The sequence below is a fragment of the Pseudoclavibacter sp. VKM Ac-2867 genome (genome assembly GCF_015351275.1).
In the GTDB taxonomy this organism is placed as follows: Bacteria; Actinomycetota; Actinomycetes; order Actinomycetales; family Microbacteriaceae; genus Pseudoclavibacter.
The window spans coordinates 35199-59163 of record NZ_JADKSL010000022.1 but is presented as its reverse complement, the minus strand read 5'-3'; the positions used below and the strand labels follow the sequence as shown (position 1 = coordinate 59163).

The window sequence follows — 23965 nt, the reverse complement described above, 5'->3', positions numbered from 1 at the left end:
CGGATGCGCGTGATGGGTTTTGCCGACCGGTGATGGGTAAAAACCCATCACGGTCACCAAAACCCATCACGCGCCCAGGGGTGGCTGGGTTCGCCGCCGGCACAGATCCAAGGTGGTAGGGGAAGCAAGCTCGGCTCTTCGACTGCTGCGACCGGTCGGCGTTCGGGTGGCAGCTGCGGCCTTGTGGCTCCTTCGGTGGGGCGACATCCGGGGGCAGCTGCGGCATACGGCTTCCTCGGCTGGGCGAGAGCCTGGGACATTCGCGGCCTGGAGCTCCCTCGGCGGGGGAGCGGTCGCGGGAGCGTTGCGGCGTTGCGGGTCGACGGCTCCCTCGACTGCGAAGCGGCCGGGGCGCATCCGCTGCCTGCTCTGACGCGGCAGGTCGCGCGTGGTCGGGCGACGCTGATGGGTTTCTCGGATGCGCGTGATGGGTTTTGCCGACCGGTGATGGGTAAAAACCCATCACGGTCGCCGAAACCCATCACGAGCCCAGGGTGGCTGGGTTCGCCGTCGACGCAGCGCGGCGGCTGCCGCGGCGGGGAGCGGGCGTCGCTCAGTGAACCCACTCGCCGCGACGCATGACCCGCTGCACGCCGAGCGACTGGTCCAGTACGACGAGGTCGGCCGAGTATCCCGGCAGCAGCGACCCGACCTTCTCGAGGCCGAGGGCAGTCGCCGGCGTGGTCGACGCGGCCCGCACGACGTCGAGGAGCGGCAGTCCGGCCACGGCCACCGCGTACTGCACTGCGCGCGCCATCGTGAGCGTCGATCCGGCGATCGCACCACCCTGCGTGAGGCGGGCGACTCCGCCGCGCACCTCGACGTCGAGCGAGCCCAGCGTGTAGTCGCCATCGTGCATGCATGCGGCCGACATCGCGTCGGTGACGAGCATGAACTGGTGCGGCTTCGCGACTGCGGCGAGGCGGAGGGCCGCAGGATGCACGTGGGTGCCGTCCGCGATGAGCTCGATCACCGCATCCGGGTGCTCGAGCAGTGCTGTTGCGGGGCCGGGTTCGCGGTGATGCAGTCCTCGCATGGCATTGAAGAGGTGCGTGCCGACCGTCGCGCCGTTGTCGAGCGCTTCGCGGGCGATGTCGTAGGAGGCGTCGGTGTGTCCGATGGCGGCGACGACTCCGGCGTCGGTGAGCGCCTTGATGGCCTCGATGCCACCGGGCAGCTCGGGTGCGAGCGTGACCATGCGAACCTGCCCGCGCCCTGCCGACAGCAAGGCGGCGAGATCGCGGCTGTTCGGCTCGATGAGGTGCTGTTGCGCGTGGGCGCCCGGATGCTCGGGGCTCAGCCATGGTCCTTCGAGGTGGATGCCTGCGAGGGTTCCCTCCTCCGCAAGTGTCGCGAGCGCCGCGACCGAGTCGCACATCGCGCCGAGCTCGTCGGTGACGAGGCTCGCGACGAGCGAGGTGGTGCCCTGTTCGAGATGCGTGCGCGCCGCTGTCTTCGCCGCGAGGGTGCCGAGTCCGTCGGCCGCGCCCGCGTTGTCGAACCCTGCGCCGCCTCCGCCGTGCACGTGCCCATCCACGAAGCCGGGCACGATCGTCGCTTCCCCGAGGTCGACGATGTCGCCGGAGTTCGCGTGGGGTCGACCCGAGCCCACGTGCTGCACGGAGGTTCCCTCGATCTGCACCCACCCGGGCGAGAGGTGACTGTGCGGCGTGATGACGTTCGCGGCGCTGACGATCATTCTGCTAGCTCCGTCTACTCGGTCCTGCTCACTGGTCTGTACCAGTTGTACTTTTGCTCGTGTGGACCTCGGTGTCAAGTCGGGAAGAGGGGTGTGGGGTTCGGGCCCTGTCCCGTCGATTACCCTCGTCGTGGCGTCTCGGACAGGTCGGCGGGCTGTCGCAGTTCCCCGGGTCCGCATCCGGATAAATCTCTGGACGATGTCCAAACTTGACCAGAGTCCAAACTTCTCACTAGTCTCGGAAGCACACCATGAATGCACCCAACTCGCCTTCTGGTGGCCTCCGTGCCCGGAAGAAGCGAGAGACCGAGAATGCGATCGAGAACGCCGCCGTCGACTTGGCCCTTGAGGTCGGCTTCGATGCCACAACGGTCGAGGCGATCTGCGAGCGCGCCGGCATCTCGAGGTCCACGTTCTTCAACTACTTCCCCAGCCGTGAGACGGCCATCACCGGTCGAATCGTCGAACTGCTGCGAGGCGCAGACGCCGACCGGATCCTCGACGCGCACGCACCGAGTCTTGCGCACGGGATGCTCGCACTGGTCCTCGCATCCATCGGGCACGCCCACATCAACAGTGATGTTGCACGCAAGCGAGCCCAGCTCAGCGCAGAGCAGCCGGACACGGTCACCCGATCGACTGGGTCACTCCTCGCGATCGGGGCGCAGCTCCTGGAAGTCGGTGTCGGGTGGCTCGTCCGCCGCCCCGACCACGCTCGCCTCCCGGGGGATCCCGGTCGAGAAGCTGTCATCGCAGCCGGCCTCTGTCACGCCGCCTTCAGCTCCATCATGGTCGATGCGGCGTCGAACCTCGGCGATCTCGAGGTCAGTGACGACGACATCACCCGCGCGTTCGACGCAGTGCGCGTCGTCCTCGACTGACCGCTTCCGTCCCCACGCCCCGCTCCGCTCGTCATCTCTCGTCACCTGACGCGATTCCCTTGCGCGCTGTGCGCAACTTGCTCCATCCGCTCCACCTGCAACATCTGCTCCACCGGTTCCTGTTCCAGCCCCCGCTCCTGTTTCAGTCCCTACCTTGAGGTGTTCTGGTGAAACTCGTTCGTCCCCTTTCTCGCATCACGGTCGCGGCCCTCGCGGCTGGTCTCCTCGTCGGAAGTTTCGGGGTCGGGGTTGCCACGGCGGCACCCGCCACCGACGACAGCGACAAGCTCTCGGGCAGGCTCGCCGCGCTTGCCGACGTCGCCGTCTCGTCAGATCCGGCAGTTGCCGAAGAGCAGCTCAAGTCCACGACGACCGAGCAGCTCGCCCTGCCAGGCTCCGGGCCGGCCAGCATGCGCGTGACAGGTGACAGCGTCGCAGTCACCGTCTACTACTCGACGCCGCCCATCGAGGCCGACATCGATGCGCTCGCAGAGCTCGGAACCGTCGACTCCGTCGCCGCGAAGTACCTGGTGATCGGCGCCACGATCCCAACGAGCAACCTCGAAGCGGTTGCCGCGCTCGAGCACGTGCAGGCCGTGCAGGAGACGCTGACCCCCGGCTCGAGCGGGACGGCCTGGGATGGCGCGCTCGCGTCTACGGTGACAGAAACCGACACTGGGGCAGGCGCGGAGACTGAGACATCGTCTGACCTCGACTCCTGCCGTGCAGTGCCAGCGAACCTCGCGGAACCGCTCAACGTGCCTCTCGCTCGCGAGCTGTACGGCGTCGACGGGGAGGGAGTTCGCATCGGGATCATCTCCGACTCCTTCGATAACTCCGCGGTGCCGCTCCCGAGCACTCCGGCTGGAGATGTCGCGGCTGGCATGCTCCCTGGCCCCGGGAATCCATGTGGATACGAGCAGCCGGTCGAGGTGCTCATGGAGAGCACCGACTCCGGTTCGGATGAGGGGCGAGGCATGGCGCAACTGGTGCATTCCATAGCGCCCGGAGCGACGCTGATGTTCGCCTCGGGGTGGGCGGGCCAGGCGGGCTTCGCGGAAGCAGTGCAACGTCTCACCGAGGCCGGCGCTGACATCATCGTCGACGACGTCAGCTACTTCGACGAGCCGATCTTCCAGGACGGGGTGCCGTCGAACGCCGTGAACGACGCAGTCGCGCTCGGTATCCCGTTCTTCAGCTCAGCCGGGAACACCACCAGCATCGGAACTCTCGGCGAGAGCGCAGGACGCGTGATCTCGTCCTGGGAGGCCCCCGAGTACCGACCAACGGCCTGCCCGGCAGCGGTGACGGATCTGCTGCCCGAGACTGGCCTCGAGAGCGTCGACTGCATGGACTTCGACCCGAGCGCCGGGCAGGACCCGACGAACACGCTGACCTACCCGGACCTCGCGAGCCGGGGCATCACGGCGACCACGATGCTGCAGTGGGCCGAGCCCGTAGGTGCTGCAACCAACGAACTCGCCGTCGTCGTCACCGACGATTCGGGGAGCATCGTCGCTGCCAGTACGCCAGGCAACGCGGGCTCACCGATTCAGATCGCAGCCATCCAACCGGACGCTGGTGACTACAGCTACGTGATCGTGCGCGATACGACTCAGGGGGTTCCAGCGGTGAGCCCACGAGTGAAGATGATCTTCCTCAGCAGCTTCCTGCAGGCGGCAGAGTACTCCGAGAGTGCAGGGGGCGACATCGTCGGACCGGCTATCTTCGGGCACAACGGAACCCCAGCAGTTGTCAGCGTCGCGGCCGCGAATGCCGCCACACCGACGCAGCTCGAGCGCTTCAGCTCGACTGGGCCGACCACGCTCTACTTCGAGCCGTTCCCGGGCACCAACGCTCTCCCGGAGCCAGTCTCGGGTGCGCCGACGCTGACGTCGCTCGATGGTGGGTGGACCAACTTCTTCGGCAGCCCCGTCAGCGACCTCGACGGCGTCTACTCGTTCACCGGCACATCCGCGGCAGCCCCAGCCGCGGCAGCGGTGACCGGGCTCGCGCTGCAGCTGGATCCCGGGGCGACCCCGCAGGAGCTGCGAGACGCGCTCACGGATACGGCCCTGCCCATCGACAGCATCGTCGAGTCGGTGGCCGTGTCCGACTCGGCGGGGGCCGGACTCGTGGATGCGGTTGGATTCCTCGCGGCACTGCCCTCGGCAACCCCTGTCCCGACTCCGACTCCTACTCCTACTCCGACTCCGACCGTCGAGCCGACCCCCGCCCCGACGCTCGCTCCGACAGCAGCGCCGAGCGTCGTGCCCGTGAGCCCGACGGGAGCTCCTGTTCCCGGTTCCGAGACGCTGGCACCGGCTCCCGCGGGTGCAACGCCCGCCGCGGCGGCCGATGGTGCGCTCGCATCCACTGGCACAGACGCCCCGATCGGGCTTGCCGCGGTGATCGGCGCGCTCGCCCTCGCAGCAGGCATCACGATCACCACGCTCCGCCGACGGACCGGCGAGCGATGACCAACAACAGCGCAGTCCCTCCCAACAAAGGTGTTCACGTGAAAACCGTTCGAAATCTGTCCCGTGTGGCAGTTGCCGCGCTGACCGTCGGCCTCGTCGTCGGCGGCTTCGGGGTCGGGGTGGCGTCGGCTGCGCCTGCAACCGACGACGGCGACAAACTCTCCGGACGGCTCACCGCGCTCGCGGCGGTCGACGTCTCGTCTGATCCGGCCGTGGCCGAGCAGCAGCTCGCGAACGCATCGCCCGCCGAGCTCGCGCTCCCCGGATCCGGCCCCGTGAGCCTGCAGCTGAACGGTGGCAGCGTGGCGGTCACGATCTACTACACGACACCGCCACTCGCAGCCGACATCGATGCGCTCGCCGCCCTGGGCACCGTCGATTCCATCGCGGCGAAGTACCTGGTGGTGGGTGCAACGGTTCCGGCTGGGAACCTCGAAGCGGTTGCCGCGCTCAGCAACGTGCAGTCCGTTCAGGAGACGCTCACGCCTACCTCCAGCGGGTCGGCGTGGAACACGGCGAACGCCCTCACCGTGACGGACACCGACACGGATGCGCCCACTCAGCCCAGCACGGACGTCGCGGCAGACTCGTGCCGTGCCGTGCCAGCCAACCTGACGGAGCCGCTCAACGTGCCACTCGCTCGCGAGCTGTACGGCGTCGACGGGGCAGGGGTCCGTATCGGAATCATCTCGGACTCCTTCGAGCACGCAGCCTTCGCGACGCACACGACTGCTGCGGAGGACGTCGCGTCTGGCATGCTCCCTGGCCCAGGAAACCCCTGCGGTTACCTGCAAGCTGTCGAGGTCCTGAAGGAGAGCTCCGCCGGCGGCAGTGACGAGGGGCGAGCCATGGCACAGCTTGTCCACTCCATCGCGCCGGGGGCCACACTGCTGTTCGCCTCGGGCGGCGGGGGCCAGGCAGGCTTCGCGAGCGCCGTCGAAACGCTCTCAGCGGGTGGCGCCGACATCATCGTCGACGACCTCGGTTATGCCGACGAGACCATGTTCCAAGACGGGGTAGCCGCCAACTCGATGAACGACGCGGTCGCGCTCGGCATCCCCTTCTTCACCGCCGCCGGAAATGACACGTCCATCGGCAGCATCGGCGAGAGTGACGGACGCGTCATCTCCTCCTGGGAAGCACCCGAGTACCGACCCGCGGAGTGCCCCGAAGCCATCGCGGACTATCTGTACGTGTTCCAGATCACCAGTGCTGACTGCATGGACTTCGACCCAGGCGCTGGGGAAGATCCCACCAACACCCTGACCTTCCCTGACCTCGAGGCCCGCGGCCTCACGGCGCTCGTCATGCTGCAGTGGGCCGAGCCCGCCGGGGCGGCCACCAACAACCTCGTCGTCGCGGTGACGGACGCGTCAGGCGAGCTCGTCGCCGGCACCCCCCTCGCTGCTCCCGGCTCGCCGGTACAGGTCGCTGCGTTCCAGCCTTCTGCGGGCGACTACAACTACACGATCGTGCGAGACACCAGCGATGGAGTGCCAGCGCTCAACCCGAGAGTGAAGACGATCTTCCCCAGCAGCCACCTGCGTGCGGCCGAGTACTCGCAGAGCGAGGGCGGCGATGTCGTCGGCCCATCCATCTACGGGCACGCCGGCACGCCGAGTGGGCTCAGCATCGTCGCCGCGGACGCGGAGACACCCACCGAGCTCGAGTACTTCAGCGGCACGGGGCCGATGACGCTGTACTTCGAGCCGTTCCCGAGCACAAACGCGCTCCCTGAGCCGATCTCGGGCGCGCCGACCGTGACCTCGCTCGACGGCGGCTGGACGAACTTCTTCGGACAGGAAGTCGAAGGGCAGACCGGCGTCTACTCCTTCACCGGAACCTCGGCGGCCGCACCATCGGCAGCGGCCGTTGCCGCACTTGGGATGCAGCTCCACCCCGGGCTCACGCCGCAGGAAACGCGGGACGCGCTCACGGAGACCGCCATCCCGATCGACAGCATCGTCGAGTCCGTCCCGGTGGCTGACTCGGCGGGAGCCGGTCTCGTGGACGCGGTCGGATTCCTCGCGGCACTGCCAGGCGCGACGCCGACGCCGACGCCGACCGTCGCTCCGACTCCCACGACGACGACGGTCCCCGTCACTCCGACCGGCGTCCCAGTGCCCGGTGTGGTGACGCCGACGCCGACGCCGACGCCTACGACCGCGACCACGACACCGACTCCGGTGGCGGGTGGCAGTCAGCTCGCATCCACTGGAGCGGATGCATCCCTCGGTCTCGGTGTGCTCGCCGGGGCACTTGCGCTCGCCGCTGGACTCGTCGTGGTTGCTGCAGCGAGGCGCAAGCGGGTCGACGAGAAGTAGCGAGTGCCAGAGCTCCGTCGCACGCGGGCGGATGCTCGAGGAGTTGTGGCGGAGTGCTGTTCGAGAGCTCTCGAACAGCGCTCCGCCACAATCTTGCCGGACGGCTGCAGAGGCGGGGCGAGGCGGTGGCGAAAAAACGCCCGTGGGCTACCCGGTGACGAGGCGGTGCTCGTAGGCGAATACGACGATCTGGGCACGGCTCGACAGCTCGAGCTTCGCGAGCACGTTGCGGACGTGCGTCTTCACGGTCGCCTCGCTCACGAACGCGGCGGCGGCGATCTCGCTGTTGCGCAGACCCTTCGCGGCGAGGAGGAAGATCTCCCGCTCTCGAGGGGACAGCGCGGCGATCGCGACGTCGGGGCGAGGGGCGATCTCGGCCGGTTCCGGGGTCGGAGACGCCCCGCGAGCGATGCGCCCCACCGGCATCGCCGGGGCGTCACCCGCGTGCACGGCGCGGATCGTATCCAGCAGCATCTCCGGCGTCGCATCCTTCGTGACGTACGCGCTCGCGCCGTTGTGCATGGCCCGCAGCACCGCTTCGTCCTGCCTGAACGTGGTCAGCATGACGACGCGAGGGCGCGGGCCCGTCTCATCGGCGTACGGGGCTGCCTCCAGGATGCGCCTGGTCGCGGCGATCCCGCTGAGTCCAGGCATGCGGATGTCCATGAGCACCACGTCGGGGCGTTCTCCCACGACGAGCTCCACGGCTTCCTCGCCATCGCTCGCCGTGCCGATCAGCTCGAGGTCGGGCTGCGACTCCACGAGCATCCGCATGCCGTAGACGAACAGCTCCTGGTCATCGACAAGGGCGATGCGGATGCGCGCGGCTGAGCGTGACCGAGCGGCGCGGATGTCGACGGGCTGGGTGGCGGCGTCGTCCGCTGCGCTCAGCGCTGTCGCACTTCCGCTCATGCTGGCACCTCCGCGTGGATGTCCTTGGTCGGGATGAAAGCCGTGACGACGTACGTGCGGCGGCCCCTGCGGTCATCATCCTCCGGCTCGATCCCGGCCGTCAGCCAGCCGCCGGCGAGGCGAGCACGTTCCCGCATGCCGCTCAGCCCCAGTCCGTTCCGCGCCTCCGGGCCTGCCTCTGGCACGCCAGGCGTGGAAGGCAGGTCGTCGTCGCTCGGGACTCCCGCGCTCACGATGTTCAGGGAGAGCCCGACGCCTCGCCAGTCGAGGGAGATGGCGGCGTGCGCGTGCTTGCCGCCGTGCTTCAGTGCGTTGGTGAGGCTCTCCTGGACGATGCGGTACACGGAGCGCTCCTGCACGGAGGTCAGGGACTTCGGGTCGCCGAGCACCTGCAGGTCCACGTCGAGGCCTGTCGGAGTGACCTTCGCGACCAGCTCGTCGAGGTCGTCGAGGCGAGGCTGCGGTGCCGAACTCTCCCCCTCGAGGCCCTCGAGCCCCTCGAGGAGCCCCTGCAGCTCGACCAGCGCGCTTCGCGAGGTGTCGGCGATCTTCTGCAGGTCGTCATGGGGTTCGCCCCTCGACTCGCGCAGCATCTTCGAGCCCTCCGCCAGGGACAGCGTCAGCGCGAGCGAGTGCGCGACGACGTCATGCACTTCCTGGGCGATGCGGCTCCGTTCCTGCAGGAGCGCGAGGTCAGCATCCGACGCGGCCAGGTCCGCTGTGATCGCGAGGCGCGCCTGCCGGTCACGCTGGCGGCGCAGCGCGAACTGCAACGCGACGCCGAGCGCCCACGCAGCGACGGCGAGGACCAAGCCGAGGGCGGCGAACTTGAGCGCAGTCTCGAGCTGGAGTGCGGCGACGTCCACCGGAGCAGTCGCGCCGGCGACCGGGATTCCGCCATAGTTTGCGGAGAACTCCGCCCAAGCAGAATCTGATGCGGACAGGTTGATGTAGTTCGGGTCGTTGGCCTCATTCATCGGAGCGGTGACGCTGAGTATCTGTCCCGTCTGCGGATCGACCTCGTACGTGAGCCCGGAACCGTCTGCCGACGGCATGCCAAGACCGACCCAGTTCATCCAGTCGCCGACGAACACGAGCAGGAAGCCGACGCCGGCGCCGAACGCGACACCGACTGCCAACGTGATCCACCGCAGGGCTCCGGTCGCTCGCCAGGCCACGAAGAACGTGACGATGAAGCCCGCGAGCACGATCGGCCAGTCGGTGCTTCCAGGTCCCGGTACGACCTGGAGCAGCTGCAGGACCGGCACCAGGACGATGATGCCGAGCGCCGCGTAGGGGAGGCGTCGCGAGACGGCGACCGCGAGGGAGTACAGCACGAGGGAGACGACGACCCCGGAGTGTGACCAGCGCCCGGCCTCCGCCACGCACCACAGCGCGAGGAAGACGGCGGCAACCGTCGGCTCCAGGAAGTCTCGGTAGCGTCGGATGACGTTCATCAGGCTCTGCATGCTCACCAAGCTAGGGGCGATTCCGGTCGGGGAGGGCGACGTGGGCGCATGGGGTGTCCCGTTTCATCCGAAGGGGTGAGCGGGGGTGGTGCTCGCGGCGCTGATGCTGCGCATCCGCACCTCTGATGTGCGCTTCGGGTCTTCGGCCGCCAAGCTGGAGTCGCCAGCGTCGGCACCGGCGCGCCCTCGAACCGAAGGTCGTGACCCCACCGATGACTGACAACCGCGCCGCATTCGAGCACTTCGTCGAGCTGTTCTATACACGCAAGCGCGTTGCTGACGCCTTCGACTACCTGGTCGCCGACGACTACCGGCAGCACAACCCGAACATCGCCGACGGTCCCGCGGCTGCCGTCGAGGCGCTCACGCCGAAGTTCGACGGGTCACCGGATGCGACGTTCAGCGTGGAGCGCATCATCGTCGACGGCGACCTGGCGATGGTGCACGTGCGTGCCTCCCGCCCCGGTGCCCCGGACGCTGCCGTCGCGGACATCTACCGCTTCGAGGGCGGCCGCATCGTCGAGCACTGGGACGTGCTCCAGCCGGTGCCGGCCACGAGCATCCACGACCACCCCATGTTCTGACGCGGCAGGGGGCGCGGGAACGCCGTCGCGCCTACTCGGCTGCGCGCGGGTCGATGAGGATGTCGAGCTCGTTCCACAACCGCTCGGCGGCGTCGATGCGCACCTTGGTGGCCTCGGGGTCGAGCTGCGCGAGCGTTGCGACGAGGCCCTGCTGCACCGCCATGGGGACGGTGAGTGACGGGAAGAACGACGTGCCCTCTGCGGGGATCTTGATGAGGTCGTCCACGGCGCCCTCGAGCTGAGGGGGCAGGTAGTCGGTGAGTGCCACGACTGTCGCGCCCTGCCTGTGGGCGGCGTTCGCGGCCGCCACGATGGTGCGGTAGTGCCGCCAGTAGCTGCACACGATGAGCAGGTCTCCGGACCCCATCTGGGCGACGCTGTTCGAGAGCGCGCTGTCGCGGTCGAGGAGTGCGTGCACGTGGTAGCCGGCGATCTGCAGGTTGTGGACGAGCGCCTGGCCGACCGCGGCGAAGCTGCCCATCGCCGTGACGTGCACGCGCTTCGCCGACTGCACGGCCGACGCGACGCGGGCGATCGCGACGTCGTCGATGTCGCGCATCGTGGCCGCGAGCAGTGCGGCGTCGTTGCGCAGCGCATTCTGGAACGGAGTGTCCGTGAGGCCGTGGATCTCGGCGATGTCGACCATCGACAGCTGTGCGAGGTAGCGGGTGCGCAGGGCCTGCTGAAGGTCCGGCCAGCCCTTGAAGCCGAGCTGCTGGGCGAGGCGCGTCGTCGTGGATGCGCTCACCCTCGCCGACGCCGAGATCTCTGAGGCCTGCTCGTAGCTGGCGGCGTTGATGTTCGTGACGAGGTAGTTCGCCAGCTTCTGGCTGGTGGGGCCGAGATTGCTGCCGGCGAGGACGCCCCGCAGCCATGCGTCGGGGGAGAGTCGGGTCTCGTCGTCGGTGGGCGGTTCGACGGCTGGCATGTGTTCATTTCAGCACGGATCCGCCGGGGGTTGTGTGCCGCGGTTCGGTTCCCCGGACAATCCTGCAAGAGATTTCGCGCGGGTTACATTTCTGCAATCTCTGTTGCATGATGGATGCGGCTGGATCATGCTTTCTCGAACACCGACGTTCCGATCCCTCAGGAGAACCCGTTGTCACTCACAGCACGGCTCGATCGCCTGCCGATCAGCAAACCCCACTACGCGCTCCTCCTCATCGGCGGGCTCGGCTACACCTTCGACGGCATGGACGGGGCGATCGTCGCCTTCCTCATGCCGAGCGTCCGCGACGTCTTCAGCCTCGAAGCCGCGCAGCTCGGCCTCGTCGGCTCCGCCGCCCCCTTCGGGTTCCTCTTCGGGGCCCTCCTCGCCGGCTACCTCGGCGACAAGATCGGCCGCAAGAAGGTCATGATGTGGTCGCTGGTGCTGTACGCGGTCGCATCCCTCGTCGCGGCCCTCTCCTGGAACTTCGAGATCTTCCTCTTCATGCGCATCCTCGCCGGAATGGGAGCCGGAGCCGAGAGCGCCATCATCGCGCCCTTCCTCTCCGAGTTCGTGCCCAAGCACCGACGCGGCTGGTTCGTGGGCACGCTCGCCGGGTTCTTCTCCTTCGGGTTCGTGGCCGCCGCACTCATCGGGCGCTTCGTCGTCCCGGCCTCGGAGGATGGCTGGCGCTGGGCGCAGGTCCTCACCTTCCTGCCCATCGTCATGCTGCTCTGGTGGCGACGTTCGCTCCCCGAGTCGCCGCGCTACCTCGCCAGCGTCGGCAGGCACGCGGAAGCGGAAGCGGTGGTCGCGAGCTTCGAAGACCGAGTGCGCGCATCCACCGGCAAGGACCTCCCTGCCGTCGACCCGAACGCGCCGGAAGAGGAAGCACCCGTCAAGTTCGGCTTCATCAAGGCCGTCAAGTTCCTGTGGGGCCGCACCATGTGGCGCATCACGGCGACGACCTGGCTCATCTGGTTCGTCATCACGTTCTCCTACTACGGCTTCTTCACCTGGATCCCGACGCTTCTCGTCGACCGCGGCATCGACGTCACGACGAGCTTCACGTACTCGCTCTACATCTACCTCGCGCAGATCCCCGGCTACTTCAGCGCCGCGTACCTCAACGAGAAGCTCGACAGGAAGTTCACGATCGCGCTCTACCTCATCGGTTCCGCCGGTGCGGCACTGTGGATGAGCCAGGCCAACGACCCGATCATGGTCACGGTCGCCGGCATCGTCCTCTCGTTCTTCCTCAACGGCACCTACGCCGGCGTCTACGCCTACACGCCGGAGGTCTTCCCGACCTGGCTGCGCGCGACCGGCGTCGGCATGAGTTCGTCGTTCGGTCGCATCGGCTCGATCACGGCCCCCATCATCATCGGCACCTTCGCCGCCCAGTGGGGCTTCGTCGGAGTGTTCGGCATGACCACGACCGTGCTCGTCATCGGCGTCGCCTGCACGCTCCTCTTCGCCGTCCGCACCGCAGGGCGCTCGCTCGAGGACATCACGGGAAGCGGCAAGGGCACGGACAAGCAGGCAATCGAGAAGAAGGAGAGCAACGCATGACCCCGAACGGAGAACGAGTGCGCAACGGAGAACTCGGGCGAAACAGCGAGGTGGCACTGGATGCGGTGGATTGGGCGAGCATCCACCACACGATCGAGCAGGAGGTGGGGGTCGTGCTGTTCACGGTCCTTCGCTTCACCGAGGGCGGGGCCGTCATGGAGCGCATCTACTCGTCGCACGCCGACGAGTACCCGGTCGGCGGCACGAAGCAGGTCGCGACGCAGGTTTCCCCCGACTGGGTCGCCGCCTGCCGCGACTCGGGGGAGCCGTTCCTCGGCGCTACCCCGGCAGACCTCGACCGCATCTTCGACGACGCGAGCACGATCAAGGCCCTCGGCTGCGGCTCGATCCTCAACGTGCCCATCCCGGGACCGGACGGCGCCCCGCTCGCCACCGTCAACATGTGCGCCCCGGAGGGCACCTACACCCCGACGGCGCAGGAACGCGCCGTGCAGATCATCGACACCGGCGTGGAGAGCGCCAAGCAGCAGGGAGCATCCGCATGACCTCGAACCTGATCATCCGCAACGCCACGTGGCTCGACGTCGACGCGGGGGAGTACCGCACGGGCGACCTCTCGATCCGCGACGGGCGCTTCGAGCGGGTCGGCGGCCAGATCGAAGCGCAGGACGGCGTCGAAGAGCTCGACGCAGCCGGTCGATACCTCCTGCCCGGCCTCATCGACTGCCACGTGCACGTCACCGCCCACACGGCTGACCTGCCCTCCATGGGTGAGGAATCGCCGAACTACGTCGCGCTGCAGGCGGCGAAGCTCATGGGCGAGATGCTCGACCGCGGCTTCACGACTGTGCGCGACGTCGCCGGTGCCGACTTCGGCCTGCACGACGCGCAGGTCGACGGCCTCGTGCGAGGGCCACGGCTCTTCTTCGGCGGCAAGGCGCTCTCGCAGACCGGCGGGCACGGCGACCCGCGCTCGCGGGGCCGCGACAGCCATGACAGCGAGTACACGTGCTCCCACATCGGCAGGGTCGTGGATGGCATCTCCGCCGTCCGGCACGCGGCCCGAGACGAGATCCGGCGCGGCGCGCACCACATCAAGATCATGGCGGGCGGCGGGGTCGCCTCGCCCACCGACCGCGTCGACTCCACGCAGTTCTCCGTCGAGGAGATCGAGGCCGTCGTCGAGGAGGCGACCGCAGCCAACCGCTACGTGACCGCACACGCCTACACGGCGCGCGCCATCAACCGCGCCCTCCGGGCAGGCGTGCGCGGCATCGAGCACGGCAACCTCCTCGACGACGAGTCGATCGAGCTCTTCCTCGAGCACGACGCCTACCTCACCATGAACCTCGTCACCTATTGGGCGCTCATGGAGGAAGGCCGCGAGCACGGCCTGCCGCAGGACAACTGGGTGAAGGTCTCCGACGTGCTCGAAGGCGGCAAGGTCGCGCTCGAGAAGGCCCACAAGGGCGGCGTCAACCTCTGCTACGGCAGCGACCTGCTCGGCGGCATGCAGCGCCACCAGGCCCGCGAATTCGAGGTGCGCGCCGAGTTCATGCCCGTCATCGACATCATCCGCAGCGCGACGACCACGGCCGCCCGCCTGCTCCAGCGCGAAGGTGAGCTCGGCGTGATCGCGCCGGGCGCGCACGCCGACCTGATCGCCGCATCAGCCGACCCGCTCGGCGACGTGAGCGTGCTCGCCGAGTCGCGCCTCGACTGGGTCATGCAGGGCGGGACGCGCGTCTAGGACGGCGGGCGCCGGCCGGCCCGGCGGTTCGGGGCTCGAGAGTTGTGGCGGAGTGCTGTCCGGGCGTCGACCGGATGCACTTCGCCACAACTTCGGACGCGAAGGACAGCCCGGACGCGCGCGGGTACCCGGACGCGCGTCAGCTGTCTAGCGGATCTCGCGCACCTCGAACTGCATGCGCGGGTTCGCGAACGCATCCTGAGCCGCGACGATCTGCAGCTCGCGCTCGCCGGAGTCGAGCGTGGTCTGCAGCAGATCGAAGACGCTCGAGACGGTCGCGGAGAGCGCCTCGGCTGCCGAGCCCGAAGTGCGGTAGTGCGCCGTGAAGAGTGCCGATGTGACATCGCCGGAGCCGTTCGCCTTGAACGGCAGGTACGGGGTCTGCACGATCCACGCCCCCGAATCGTCGACGGCCATCATCTCGATCGTGCCCTCGGGTCGGTCGGGCCGCTCGACGCTCGTGACGAGCACCGTGCGCGGGCCGAGGTCGCGGGCGCGCTGCACAGAATCGAGGGTCTCCTCGATCGTCGCGGGCGTCGTGCGCGTGAGGAAACCCAGCTCGAACTGGTTGGGAGTGAGGATGTCGGCGACTGGCACGACCCGCTCGCGGATCAACTCCGGGATCGCAGGAGCGACGAAGCAGCCCGACTTCGCGTTGCCCATGACGGGGTCGCACGTGTAGCTCGCCGCCGGGTTGAGCTCCTTGGTGCGCTTGACCGCGTCGACGACGACATCCACGATCTCCTCGCCACCCAGGTAGCCAGACAGCACCGCGTCGACCTGCGCGAGTGCGCCGCGCTCCTCGATGCCGAGGATGACATCGCGCACATCGGACGCAGGGAGGAGCGGTCCGCGCCACGCACCGTAGCCCGTGTGGTTCGAGAACACGACCGTTGAGACCGGCCACACCTCATGTCCGAGGCGCTGCAGCGGGAACACGGCGGCCGAGTTGCCCACGTGCCCGTAGGCGACCGACGACTGGATCGACAGGATCTTCATCCCCCGATCTTGCCACGCCGCGCGCTGCAGCGTGCTCGGGCGACGCCATGCGACGGGTTCGAGTGCCCGCCGCATCTCCCGCGTGGGGCGGATGCATCTCCCGCCCACGGCCGAGGCCCGTGTCGGTGGCTGCCCATAGCGTTGAAGGACGGGACAGGAACACGGCCGAGAACTGGGGAAGCGAATGTCACACGAACATCAGCAGGAGCACCCTGCCGGGTCGCCGCAGATCGCAGAAGCAGCGCGAGGTCCGGCGAGGCGCATCCTCGTCATCGCGGCACTCGTGGCGGGGATCGTCGCGGTGGTGCTCGGCATGGTGGTCGGCCCGCAGCGTCAGGCGCTTGGCGCGCAGGTCACCGGCGATGAGGCGCTCGCGACCAGGGTCGTGGATGCCGTGGGCGGGCACGGCGGGTTCCGCTCCGTCGTCGTCGCCGAGGTCACGCCGGAGAGCACGACGTGGGCCGGGGTGGGCAAGACGGGTGATGGCCGCAACGGGCCGGCGCCCACCAACGAGACGCTCTACGAGCTGGGTTCGGTCACGAAGACCTTCACCGCCGCGCTGTTCGCCGATGCGATCGAACGCGGGGAGGTGGGCGCCGAAGACCCGCTCTCGACGCACATCCCCGAGCTCGAGGGAACTCGGGCCGGTGAGGTGACGCTCGCAAGCCTCGCCCAGCACAGCTCCGGCCTCCCGCGCCTCGGCCCGGCCTTCGCCATCGAATCGCTCGCGGCTTCCCTCTCGGGAGGCAACCCCTACGGCCCGCAGACGCGCGACGCCATGATCGCCGACGCGGCTTCCGCTCCCGTCGACCCGGCGCAGGGCCCCGTCTACTCGAACCTCGGAGTGGCGCTTCTCGGCACGGCCCTCGTCAGCGCATCGGGCGCCGAGAGCTACCCGTCGCTGCTCGAGGAGCGCGTGTTCGGGCCAGTCGGCATGCAGTCGACGACGATCGCCACGACCGAGGCTGAGGTGCCGGCTGAGACCACTCCAGGCTTCCTCACCAACGGCGCTTCGACCGATCACTGGTGGGGCGAGGGGTATGCGCCGACCGGATCCTCGACGACAACCGACATCGACGACCTCGCCGCGTGGGCTGCCGCCAACCTCGACGGCTCCGCACCTGGTGCATCGGCGCTCGAGCCGACGGCGCAGTTCGCCGAAGGCAGCGACATCGGCTGGGTCTGGCAGAGCACGCAGGTCACGAACCCCACGGCCGACTCGAACCCGACGCTCACCTGGCACAGCGGCGGAACCGGCGGGTTCGCCTCCGTCGTCATGATCGACCGCGAAGCGCAGAAGGCGGTCGTCGTGCTGGGGAACACGCAGCAGGTCGTCGACCCCATCGCCGTGTCGCTGCTCAGCGGAGCCGAGGTGCCCGACCTCGGCGCGCAGGGCTCGCTCCTGCTGTGGGTGACGTTCGGATTCGCTGTGCTCGCCTCGGGCCTCGCCCTGCTCTTCGCGTTCCGCTCGAAGGCGGCGCTGCCCATCGTGAACTGGCTGCTGCTCGCCGCCGCGGGCCTCGTCAGCCTCTGGTTCGCTGGACCATGGGCGAGCGTCGGCGGCTGGGCGTTCGGGCTCGCCCTGGCGCCGGCGCTCGCGGCGGTCGCGGTCGGCGTGCTGCGCTCCCCGGTGCTCCGCTTCCAGCCCAAGAAATGGGCCTGGCTCAGCTGGGTCGGCCTCGCCGTGGTGCTCGTGATCTTCGTGTCGACGCTGCTCGTCATCTGAGCTGAGACGTCAGTGCATCGGCGGGCCGCACTGGACCGGCGCGGCGTGCTCTGGGGTCGCTCCTACGCGCAGTCCTCGAGCACGTCGCGCATCGCATCGTGCTCGGCCTGCGTCACCCAGAGGCTGTAGGTGGCCTTCACGACGATCTGCCGTGCCACGTAGGTGCAGTGGTACGACTCCTGCGGCGGCAGCCAGTTCGCTGCATCCTGGCTCTTCTTGTCGTCGTTCACCCAGCCCGCCGTGGCCTGCAGGTTCATGGGGTCGTTCGACAGCTCCACCCGCTCCTCGAACGACAGATCCTTCGCGCCCGTGCGCCACGCATTCGCGAGCGCCACGACGTGGTCGATCTGCACGAGCGGGCTCGTGTCGGGTCCCCGCTGGAAGTCGATCTCGTCCCCCGAGTACGGGTCCACGAAGACGCCCGTGTCGACTCGGCAGCCGTCTCGGTTGCGGTTGACCTCGGTCATGGATGCCGCCAGTGCGTCGTTGCGAGCGTCGCAGCCGTTGCCGTCCGGGTCCTGCCAGCCCTCGCCGAACGAGCCCTCGCGATCGAACTCCTGCCATTCGTCGCGCGGAGCGACGTCGAGCTTGCCGAGCACGTCGAGGGCATCAGCGGCGAACGATGTCGGATCGTCGCCCTCGGCGGCGGCCGCCTCGACCTCGCCGGCGAGGTCGACAAGCTGGCTGGACTCGGGAGCGGTGCCGCCGTCAGCGGGCGACGTCGCCTGAGGAGCGAGCGGCGTGCATCCCGAGAGCAGGGCCGCGACACCGATGAGCGCTCCGGCCGCGAGCGCACGGCGGCCGGAACGGTGAACGGAACGGCGCGCGGCGGGTGAGGAGGTGGGAGGCACTTGGAGCTTTCTCGAGCGGGTCTGCCGCTCAAGACTGCCACAGGGCGGGGCAACGATCGCGAAGCTCACATCCTCTCCTCGCGAGCGAACTCAGAGGGAGCGCCTGGCATGACGGTGGCAGAATGTGGGAGCCGCGGCTGCCCGCGGTCACACGCCGCACACCCCCGGGGGAACATCCATGACTGAAGTAGGCCAGGCCGGCTCACCCGCTGGGTCCGAAGGCGACTCCCAGCGACCTGTTGCACTCGTCACGGGCGCAACGCGCGGCATCGGAGAGGCCATCGCGCAGGAGCTCGGTCGCACCCACCACGTCCTGGTCGGCGGCCGGGAGCCGCGCGCGGTTGCCGAAGCCGCAGCGCGCATCCCCGGAGCCACCCCGTTCGTGGCCGACCTCTACGACGAGCGACAGCTTGCCGAGGCGACCCGCAGCATCCGCCGTCTCGATGTGCTCGTGCACTCCGCAGCCGTGCTCGGCGGGCACGACGCGATCGCCGAGAGCTCGCGCGAACGCTTCCGCCGTGCCTTCGAGCTCAACGTGTTCGCCGTCGCCGACCTCACTCGCCTCCTGCTGCCGCTCATCCGCTCGAGCGAGGGGACGATCGTCATGATCAACTCGGGCTCCGGCTACGCGAGCGGCGCGGGCACGAGCGTTTACAGCGGCACGAAGTTCGCGCTTCGCGCGCTGACGGACGCGCTCCGCGAGGAGGAACGCGAGCACGGTGTCCGGGTGTCGAGCATCCACCCGGGGCGCGTCGACACCGACATGCAGCGGGAGCTGCGCCAGCTCGAGCACGGCAGCTACGAGCGGGAGCGCTACCTGACCCCTCAGGCCGTCGCCCAAGCCGTGCGCCTCGCCGTCGACACCCCAGCTGGTGGGGCGGTCGACGAGCTCAAGATCCGCCCGATGCGCTGAGGACGCGCACCAGACCATGGGCGGTACAAGTCAGATCTTCACCATCGTCGCGTTCGCGCTGCTCGTCGTGCTGGTGCTCGGCCTCGGCCTGCTCGTCGCCATCTTCGTGCAGCGACACCGCGCGAAGAAGGCGAAGGTCGCGTCGGAGCTCCGGAAAGCCGAGCGCCGCAGGGCTGCCGACGCGGGCATCGCCGGCCTGCACGAGGACACCGACACGAGCGGCGGCATCTCCCTCCTTGGGCTCTCTGTGCAGCATGCGCTGCCGGATGCGCCGAGCAACGCCGCCGCCAAGCCTTCGCCCTGGGCGGCGGCGCCCCGCCCTGCCGAGCGGCAGGCCGCCTGGCTGCCGGCTTCAGTGCAGCGCGCGTCTGGAACCCCGGGGGCTGGGGTGCGCGCGCCCGGCGTCGCGGAGTCCGGCGTGCCGGGGCCCACGGCTCACAGCATGGAGGCGCAGGGCCAAGGGACGCAGGCTCCTCCAGCCCCGCCTCGGTACACGCCCGCTCCGCCTGCCGCGCCTGCCCCTCCTGCTCTGCCCCAATCTGGTCGACAACCGCCTGCTCCTGCCGCAGCGTCTGCTCCCGCTCCGTCCGGTTCGCCCCAAGTCGCTGAACGGCCCGCCATCCCTGTTCCTGTCCCTGCCCCCGGTACCTCTGCCTCTGCACCCTCTGCTCCGCCTGCAGCGTCTGCTCCTGAACCCACCGCTCCAGCGCCGCACCAATACGGCTCGACGTTCAGCGGCAACGGACCCCGAAGCAGCTGACCCCACTCCCACTCCCACACCTACTCCCCGCCCCGCCCCGCACTCTTACGCACCCCTCAACGCAGAGGAGTGAGGCAGAAGCATGTTGCTGGCGCGCGGAGGGTGCTTCTGGCTGACTTTTCTGCGCGCGCCCCGCGCCCCGCGCCCGAGCCCCGCGCCCCGCGCCCCTGCCGCGTCCGCATCTGCGTCCGGAGGAGTGAGGCAGAAGCATGTTGTCGGCGCGCGGAGGGTGTTTCTGGGTGACTTCTGTGCGCAGGGGACACAGGTAAGCGCGGAGGAGCACCACCGGCAGAGGATGCTTCAGCGTGGATGCGTGCCGGGGCGCAGAGACGGAGACGCGCCCCCGGCGACCGTGAATGGTCGGGCCGGGAGCGCGTCTGTCGAGCGCTGCGAGAAGCTACGCGTGCGAGGCGGCGTGGTCTTCGACGGCATGCTCAGCCTCGGAGTCATCACCGGAGAGGACCGCGTCGAGGCTCTCGCGCACGATGCGGAGACCCGTCTGCAGTTCATCGCTCGTGAGCGTGAGCGCCGGGAGGAACTTGAGGACCTCTTCGAAAGCGCCCGCGGTCTCGATGACGAGTCCACGCTGGAACGCCTCGGCGGAGATGCGCGAAGGCAGGTCGCGGTCGTCGAGGCTGACGATGCCGTACATGAGGCCGCGGCCGCGCACCGTGAGGCCGAGCTGCGGGTAGTCGGCGGCGATGCTCTCGAGGCCAGCGCGCAGTTCGGCGGAACGCTCCGCGACCGTCGTCATGAACACGTCGTCAGCCCAGTACTGCTCGAGCGCGACCCGTGCCGTGACGAATGCGAGGTTGTTGCCGCGGAAGGTGCCCGTGTGGGCGCCCGGCTTCCACACATCCACTGCGGGGCGGAGGAGGACCAGCGACATGGGCAGACCGGACGCGGAGATCGACTTCGACACCGTGACGAGGTCGGGGACGATGCCCGACTCCTCGAACGCGAAGAAGGATCCGCTGCGGCCGATGCCGGCCTGGATCTCGTCGAGGATTAGCAGGATGCCCCGCTCTTCCGTGATCGTGCGGAGGCGCCGCAGCCATTCGGGGCTCGCGACGTTGATGCCACCCTCGCCCTGGATGGCTTCGACGATGACGGCTGCGGGCAGGTCGAGGCCGCTGCCGGTGTCGTCGAGCATCTTCTCGAACAGGTCAAGCGTGTCGAGCTTGTCGCCCAGGTATCCCTCGAAGGGGAGGCGGGTGACGTCGCCGAGGGTTGTCCCGGCGGCGTCCCGATACTTCTTGTTGCCGGTGACGGCCACCGCGCCGAGGCTGAGGCCATGGAAGCCGTTCGTGAACGCGACCACGTTCGTGCGCCCCGTCGCCTGGCGCGCGACCTTGAGGGCCGCCTCGACGGCGTTGGCGCCGGTGGGGCCCGTGAACTGGATCTTGTAGTCGTAGCCGCGCGGCTCGAGCACGTACTGCTCGAACGCTTCGATGAACGCGCGCTTCGCGGAGGTCGCCATGTCGAGGCCGTGGAGGATGCCGCCGTGCTCGATGTACTCGACGAGCGCCTTCGTGAACAGCGGGTTGTTGTGCCCGTAGTTGAGCACGCCCGCGCCCGCGAAGAAGTCGAGGTACTCGTCGCCGTCTGCCGTCACGAGGGTCGAACCGGATGCGCGGTCGAACACCACGGGGAATGAGCGGATGTATCCGCGGACTTCTGACTCGCGACGGTCAAATACTTCAAGGGGCGAGAAGTCGCTCATGCTCAGTTCACCTTCTGCTTGTTGACGGGGCCCGTTTTTGACGAGCCGGGCTTGCCTTTATGGAGCCGCAGGGCGGATGCGTGGGGCTGGTCGCCGCGCATCCCGAGATTCCGAGCTTACGGCTATGCCCGGGAATCCGGAGGCTGGCTTGCTACATTGTGGCCGTTCGGGCGGCGATCGTCCGCGACGAGATGGGGGTTCCATGACTGAGACCACAGTGCCTGCGCCGGTGCAGGCCCTTGTCGATGCGATCAACGACGCGGACGAGCAGGCATTCGTCGACGCGTTCGCCGAAGACGGCTGCGTCGATGACTGGGGCCGCGTGCTCGAGGGACGAGAGGGTGTCAGCAGCTGGGCGCAGAGTGACGCCATCGGGCAGAGCGCTCAGATGGTCATCAAGGAGGCGACGACTGAAGGCGACACGACTGAGTTGTTCTTCGACTGGCGCAGCAACCGCTTCAACGGCACGTCGCGCGCATTCGTGACCGTCGAGGGCGACAAGATCAAGCGGTTCAGCATCCCGTCGCACCGGTAGTCGGCGGATGCGCGGCCTGGCGGTGCAGATCCGGCGGGAGGCAGCGCTCAGCGCACGGTGAAGAGGAATCCGTCGACGAGATCGGTGAGCTGACTCGGCGTGACCTGTCGGCGCTGAGGGACCAGCCAGACTGGCTGGATGCTCTCCAGCAGCCCCTCCCGCACCATGATGTCGGCTTGCTGCGCGTATCCGCGGGCCACATCCTCTGACAGGCCGTACAGGACGACGTCGGCGAAGCCGAGGTTCTCAGCGAACGTGTCGAGGTAGACGACTCTCGTGGGCCCCGCGCCGCGCTCGCCGAGCGGCAGCTCGTGGAGGTACTGGCTCTCTTCGCGGTATCGATCCCAGAGCTTCGACCAGCGGCGTTGCAAGGGAGACCGCACGAAGGTGAGTGCGACGACCATGGCGAGCGCCGCGATATAGATGGGTGCCGCCCAGGCGGGGAGCAGAGGGGCCAGCAGCAGCAAGCCGATCGGCACCACCAGGAGGCCCGTGAAGGCGCGGCTGTGCGGGCTCCCGAGGAGCCGTGACACCCAGGTGCCGCGGGCCGACGTGTCGACGCGGCGGCGGTCGAGGTCGGCGATGATGTTCGATTTCAGCGCGGCTCTGCGAGCCGGATCGTCGCTGCCGGTGCGATCTACTCGTGCCCGGTCCGATGGCCTGCGTGTCTCCGATGGGAAGTAGACGTCCATGACGGCCTGCGACCAGGCGGGCAGCAGTGGGTCGTCGCGGAGGAACTCGACCTCCCACCCCGTTGCGCCCGGGGGTCGGTAGCCCGCCTCGGTGATTCTCGCCCCGGCGCCCGCATCATCGACCTCGTGGATGCGCAGCACCCCGCGGTGCGCCAGCCAGAGCAGCTCGCCCGCGAAGGCTGTCTCCCAGCCGCGGCCGTCGTCGTCGAGTCGTTTGAGACGGTGCTGCGCGGCGAGCGGCGTCAGCGGCAGCCTCGAGCTCGGAGAGAACGGCAGTTTCGTCAGGAGAAGCGCGATCGCGGACGCGGCGATGATCAGGAAGGCAGCGAGCGCAAGCGCTGCCCAGAGGCTGTCGGTACTGGCGTCGGTGATAGCGGTCTCGTTTCGAAGCAGCGGTCGGATCGGAACGTGCCTGGCGTCAGGCTGCGGGCACGCGGGAGGGCGAATCAAGCTCGCGGGCCCTCCCGCGCGTCCGGGTCTCTCCTCGCCTAGCGCTTGCCGCCGCCCAGCAGCCCGCCGAGGATGTCGCCGAGCCCGCCGCCGCCGCCCGCGCTTCCCGAGCCGCTTGCGCCGCCCGCGCCGCCGAGGATTCCGCCCAGGATGTCGCCGAGTCCGCCGCCGCCCGCCTTGCTGCCTGACGCCGAACCGCCGCCGAGGATCCCACCGAGGAGATCCTCGAGGCCGCCGCCAGAGCTCGCACTTGCCGTGGTGGATGCGCCCTGCTGGCCGCCGAGGAACTTCTTCGCGAGCCACGCGAGCACGATGGGCGCGAGGATCGGGAGCAGCTTCTGCACGAGGCCGGACGTCTGGCCACCTGGTGCCGAACCGAGGGCGGCGGCGACCTGGTCGGTGTTGCTGCCGAACACGTTGTCCACGATCTTCTGGCCGTCGTTCGTGTCGATGTCGGCGAGCGAGACACGACCGTCAACGAGGGTCGTGTCCTTCTTCGCCAGCGCATGCTCGAGCGATGCGGCCCCGGCGGGGTCAGCCGCGTTGGCCTGCAGTCCGCCGATGAGGGTCGGCAACGCTGCCTGGATTCCCTGCTGTGCGGTCTGCTTGTCGACGCCGAGCTTGCCGGCGATGTCGTCCACCGGGATGAGTGCGAGCAATTCAGTGATGTCGGTCATGAGTTCCCCTTGATCAATGGCGCGGCACCAATCGCGGGACCGCGTGAGCCCGAGGGTAGCGGTGGGGGTGGTGGATCCG

20 protein-coding genes are annotated in these 23965 nt (G+C 68.8%); 11 read left to right on the top strand and 9 right to left on the bottom strand.

The window, feature by feature from the left end; translation table 11 throughout:
• Positions 1-553: 553 nt before the first annotated feature.
• Complete coding sequence (gene nagA, locus ITJ67_RS17165; RefSeq protein ID WP_194678448.1) at positions 554-1699, bottom strand: N-acetylglucosamine-6-phosphate deacetylase; 1146 nt, start codon at positions 1697-1699, stop codon at positions 554-556.
• A gap of 251 nt (positions 1700-1950) precedes the next feature.
• Here nagA and ITJ67_RS17160 point away from each other — a divergent pair, with 251 nt between their 5' ends.
• The 3 genes from ITJ67_RS17160 to ITJ67_RS20350 all read left to right on the top strand — a co-directional run bounded on the left by ITJ67_RS17160 (position 1951) and on the right by ITJ67_RS20350 (position 7384).
• Positions 1951-2580 (top strand): TetR/AcrR family transcriptional regulator, encoded by a 630-nt coding sequence (locus ITJ67_RS17160; RefSeq protein WP_194678447.1) that lies wholly within the window; start codon positions 1951-1953, stop codon positions 2578-2580.
• Between the two features lie 167 nt (positions 2581-2747).
• A complete protein-coding gene (locus ITJ67_RS20355) occupies positions 2748-5060 on the top strand; it encodes a S8 family serine peptidase (protein ID WP_194678446.1) in 2313 nt (770 codons plus the stop codon).
• Between the two features lie 38 nt (positions 5061-5098).
• Complete coding sequence (locus ITJ67_RS20350) at positions 5099-7384, top strand: S8 family serine peptidase (protein WP_194678445.1); 2286 nt, start codon at positions 5099-5101, stop codon at positions 7382-7384.
• A 147-nt stretch (positions 7385-7531) separates the two neighbouring features.
• On the opposite strand, the gene ITJ67_RS17145 is transcribed toward ITJ67_RS20350, so the two are convergent.
• Positions 7532-8158 carry a response regulator gene (locus ITJ67_RS17145; RefSeq protein ID WP_416362332.1) on the bottom strand — a complete coding sequence of 209 codons (627 nt, stop codon included), beginning with the start codon at positions 8156-8158 and terminating at the stop codon, positions 7532-7534.
• Positions 8159-8292: 134 nt separating this feature from the next.
• Positions 8293-9765 carry a sensor histidine kinase gene (locus tag ITJ67_RS17140; RefSeq protein WP_194678443.1) on the bottom strand — a complete coding sequence of 491 codons (1473 nt, stop codon included), beginning with the start codon at positions 9763-9765 and terminating at the stop codon, positions 8293-8295.
• Between the two features lie 212 nt (positions 9766-9977).
• Here ITJ67_RS17140 and ITJ67_RS17135 point away from each other — a divergent pair, with 212 nt between their 5' ends.
• On the top strand, positions 9978-10349 hold the full coding sequence (locus tag ITJ67_RS17135) for a nuclear transport factor 2 family protein (protein ID WP_194678442.1): 372 nt from the start codon (positions 9978-9980) through the stop codon (positions 10347-10349).
• Positions 10350-10380: 31 nt separating this feature from the next.
• On the opposite strand, the gene ITJ67_RS17130 is transcribed toward ITJ67_RS17135, so the two are convergent.
• Positions 10381-11277 (bottom strand): MurR/RpiR family transcriptional regulator, encoded by an 897-nt coding sequence (locus ITJ67_RS17130; protein WP_194678441.1) that lies wholly within the window; start codon positions 11275-11277, stop codon positions 10381-10383.
• Positions 11278-11448: 171 nt separating this feature from the next.
• Between ITJ67_RS17130 and ITJ67_RS17125 the strand changes: the two genes are divergently transcribed.
• Genes ITJ67_RS17125 through ITJ67_RS17115 form a run of 3 tightly spaced genes read left to right on the top strand, consistent with a single transcriptional unit; the run spans position 11449 to position 14560 of the window.
• Complete coding sequence (locus ITJ67_RS17125; RefSeq protein ID WP_104244687.1) at positions 11449-12849, top strand: MFS transporter; 1401 nt, start codon at positions 11449-11451, stop codon at positions 12847-12849.
• Positions 12846-13355 (top strand): GAF domain-containing protein, encoded by a 510-nt coding sequence (locus ITJ67_RS17120; RefSeq protein ID WP_160075419.1) that lies wholly within the window; start codon positions 12846-12848, stop codon positions 13353-13355. Before ITJ67_RS17125 ends, ITJ67_RS17120 begins: the two co-directional genes overlap by 4 nt.
• The gene (locus ITJ67_RS17115; RefSeq protein ID WP_194678440.1) at positions 13352-14560 is read left to right on the top strand and encodes a metal-dependent hydrolase family protein; all 1209 of its coding nucleotides are present in this window, start codon (positions 13352-13354) and stop codon (positions 14558-14560) included. The genes ITJ67_RS17120 and ITJ67_RS17115 overlap by 4 nt, the downstream gene beginning before the upstream one ends.
• A 147-nt stretch (positions 14561-14707) precedes the next feature.
• Here ITJ67_RS17115 and pdxY read toward each other — a convergent pair whose 3' ends face one another.
• The gene (gene pdxY, locus ITJ67_RS17110) at positions 14708-15559 is read right to left on the bottom strand and encodes a pyridoxal kinase PdxY (protein ID WP_104244693.1); all 852 of its coding nucleotides are present in this window, start codon (positions 15557-15559) and stop codon (positions 14708-14710) included.
• 184 nt (positions 15560-15743) lie between these two features.
• Between pdxY and ITJ67_RS17105 the strand changes: the two genes are divergently transcribed.
• The gene (locus ITJ67_RS17105) at positions 15744-17285 is read left to right on the top strand and encodes a serine hydrolase domain-containing protein (RefSeq protein ID WP_194678439.1); all 1542 of its coding nucleotides are present in this window, start codon (positions 15744-15746) and stop codon (positions 17283-17285) included.
• 62 nt (positions 17286-17347) lie between these two features.
• Here ITJ67_RS17105 and ITJ67_RS20345 read toward each other — a convergent pair whose 3' ends face one another.
• The gene (locus tag ITJ67_RS20345) at positions 17348-18136 is read right to left on the bottom strand and encodes an HNH endonuclease family protein (RefSeq protein WP_194678438.1); all 789 of its coding nucleotides are present in this window, start codon (positions 18134-18136) and stop codon (positions 17348-17350) included.
• Positions 18137-18314: 178 nt separating this feature from the next.
• On the opposite strand from ITJ67_RS20345, the gene ITJ67_RS17095 reads away from it, so the two are divergent.
• Positions 18315-19049, top strand: a complete 735-nt coding sequence (locus tag ITJ67_RS17095) for an SDR family oxidoreductase (RefSeq protein ID WP_194678437.1) — start codon at positions 18315-18317, stop codon at positions 19047-19049.
• A 16-nt stretch (positions 19050-19065) separates the two neighbouring features.
• Positions 19066-19809, top strand: a complete 744-nt coding sequence (locus ITJ67_RS17090; RefSeq protein ID WP_194678436.1) for a hypothetical protein — start codon at positions 19066-19068, stop codon at positions 19807-19809.
• 397 nt (positions 19810-20206) lie between these two features.
• Here the strand turns inward: ITJ67_RS17090 and ectB are convergent, their stop codons facing one another.
• Complete coding sequence (gene ectB, locus ITJ67_RS17085; RefSeq protein ID WP_104244701.1) at positions 20207-21532, bottom strand: diaminobutyrate--2-oxoglutarate transaminase; 1326 nt, start codon at positions 21530-21532, stop codon at positions 20207-20209.
• 202 nt (positions 21533-21734) lie between these two features.
• Here ectB and ITJ67_RS17080 point away from each other — a divergent pair, with 202 nt between their 5' ends.
• Positions 21735-22067, top strand: coding sequence for a nuclear transport factor 2 family protein (locus tag ITJ67_RS17080; protein WP_160073630.1), 333 nt, complete (start codon positions 21735-21737; stop codon positions 22065-22067).
• 47 nt (positions 22068-22114) lie between these two features.
• On the opposite strand, the gene ITJ67_RS17075 is transcribed toward ITJ67_RS17080, so the two are convergent.
• Together ITJ67_RS17075 and ITJ67_RS17070 are read right to left on the bottom strand one after the other, a co-directional pair.
• Positions 22115-23209 (bottom strand): hypothetical protein, encoded by a 1095-nt coding sequence (locus ITJ67_RS17075; RefSeq protein ID WP_194678435.1) that lies wholly within the window; start codon positions 23207-23209, stop codon positions 22115-22117.
• Between the two features lie 38 nt (positions 23210-23247).
• Entirely contained in the window at positions 23248-23886 is a 639-nt protein-coding gene (locus ITJ67_RS17070; RefSeq protein WP_194678434.1) for a DUF937 domain-containing protein, read from the bottom strand.
• Positions 23887-23965: the final 79 nt, after the last annotated feature.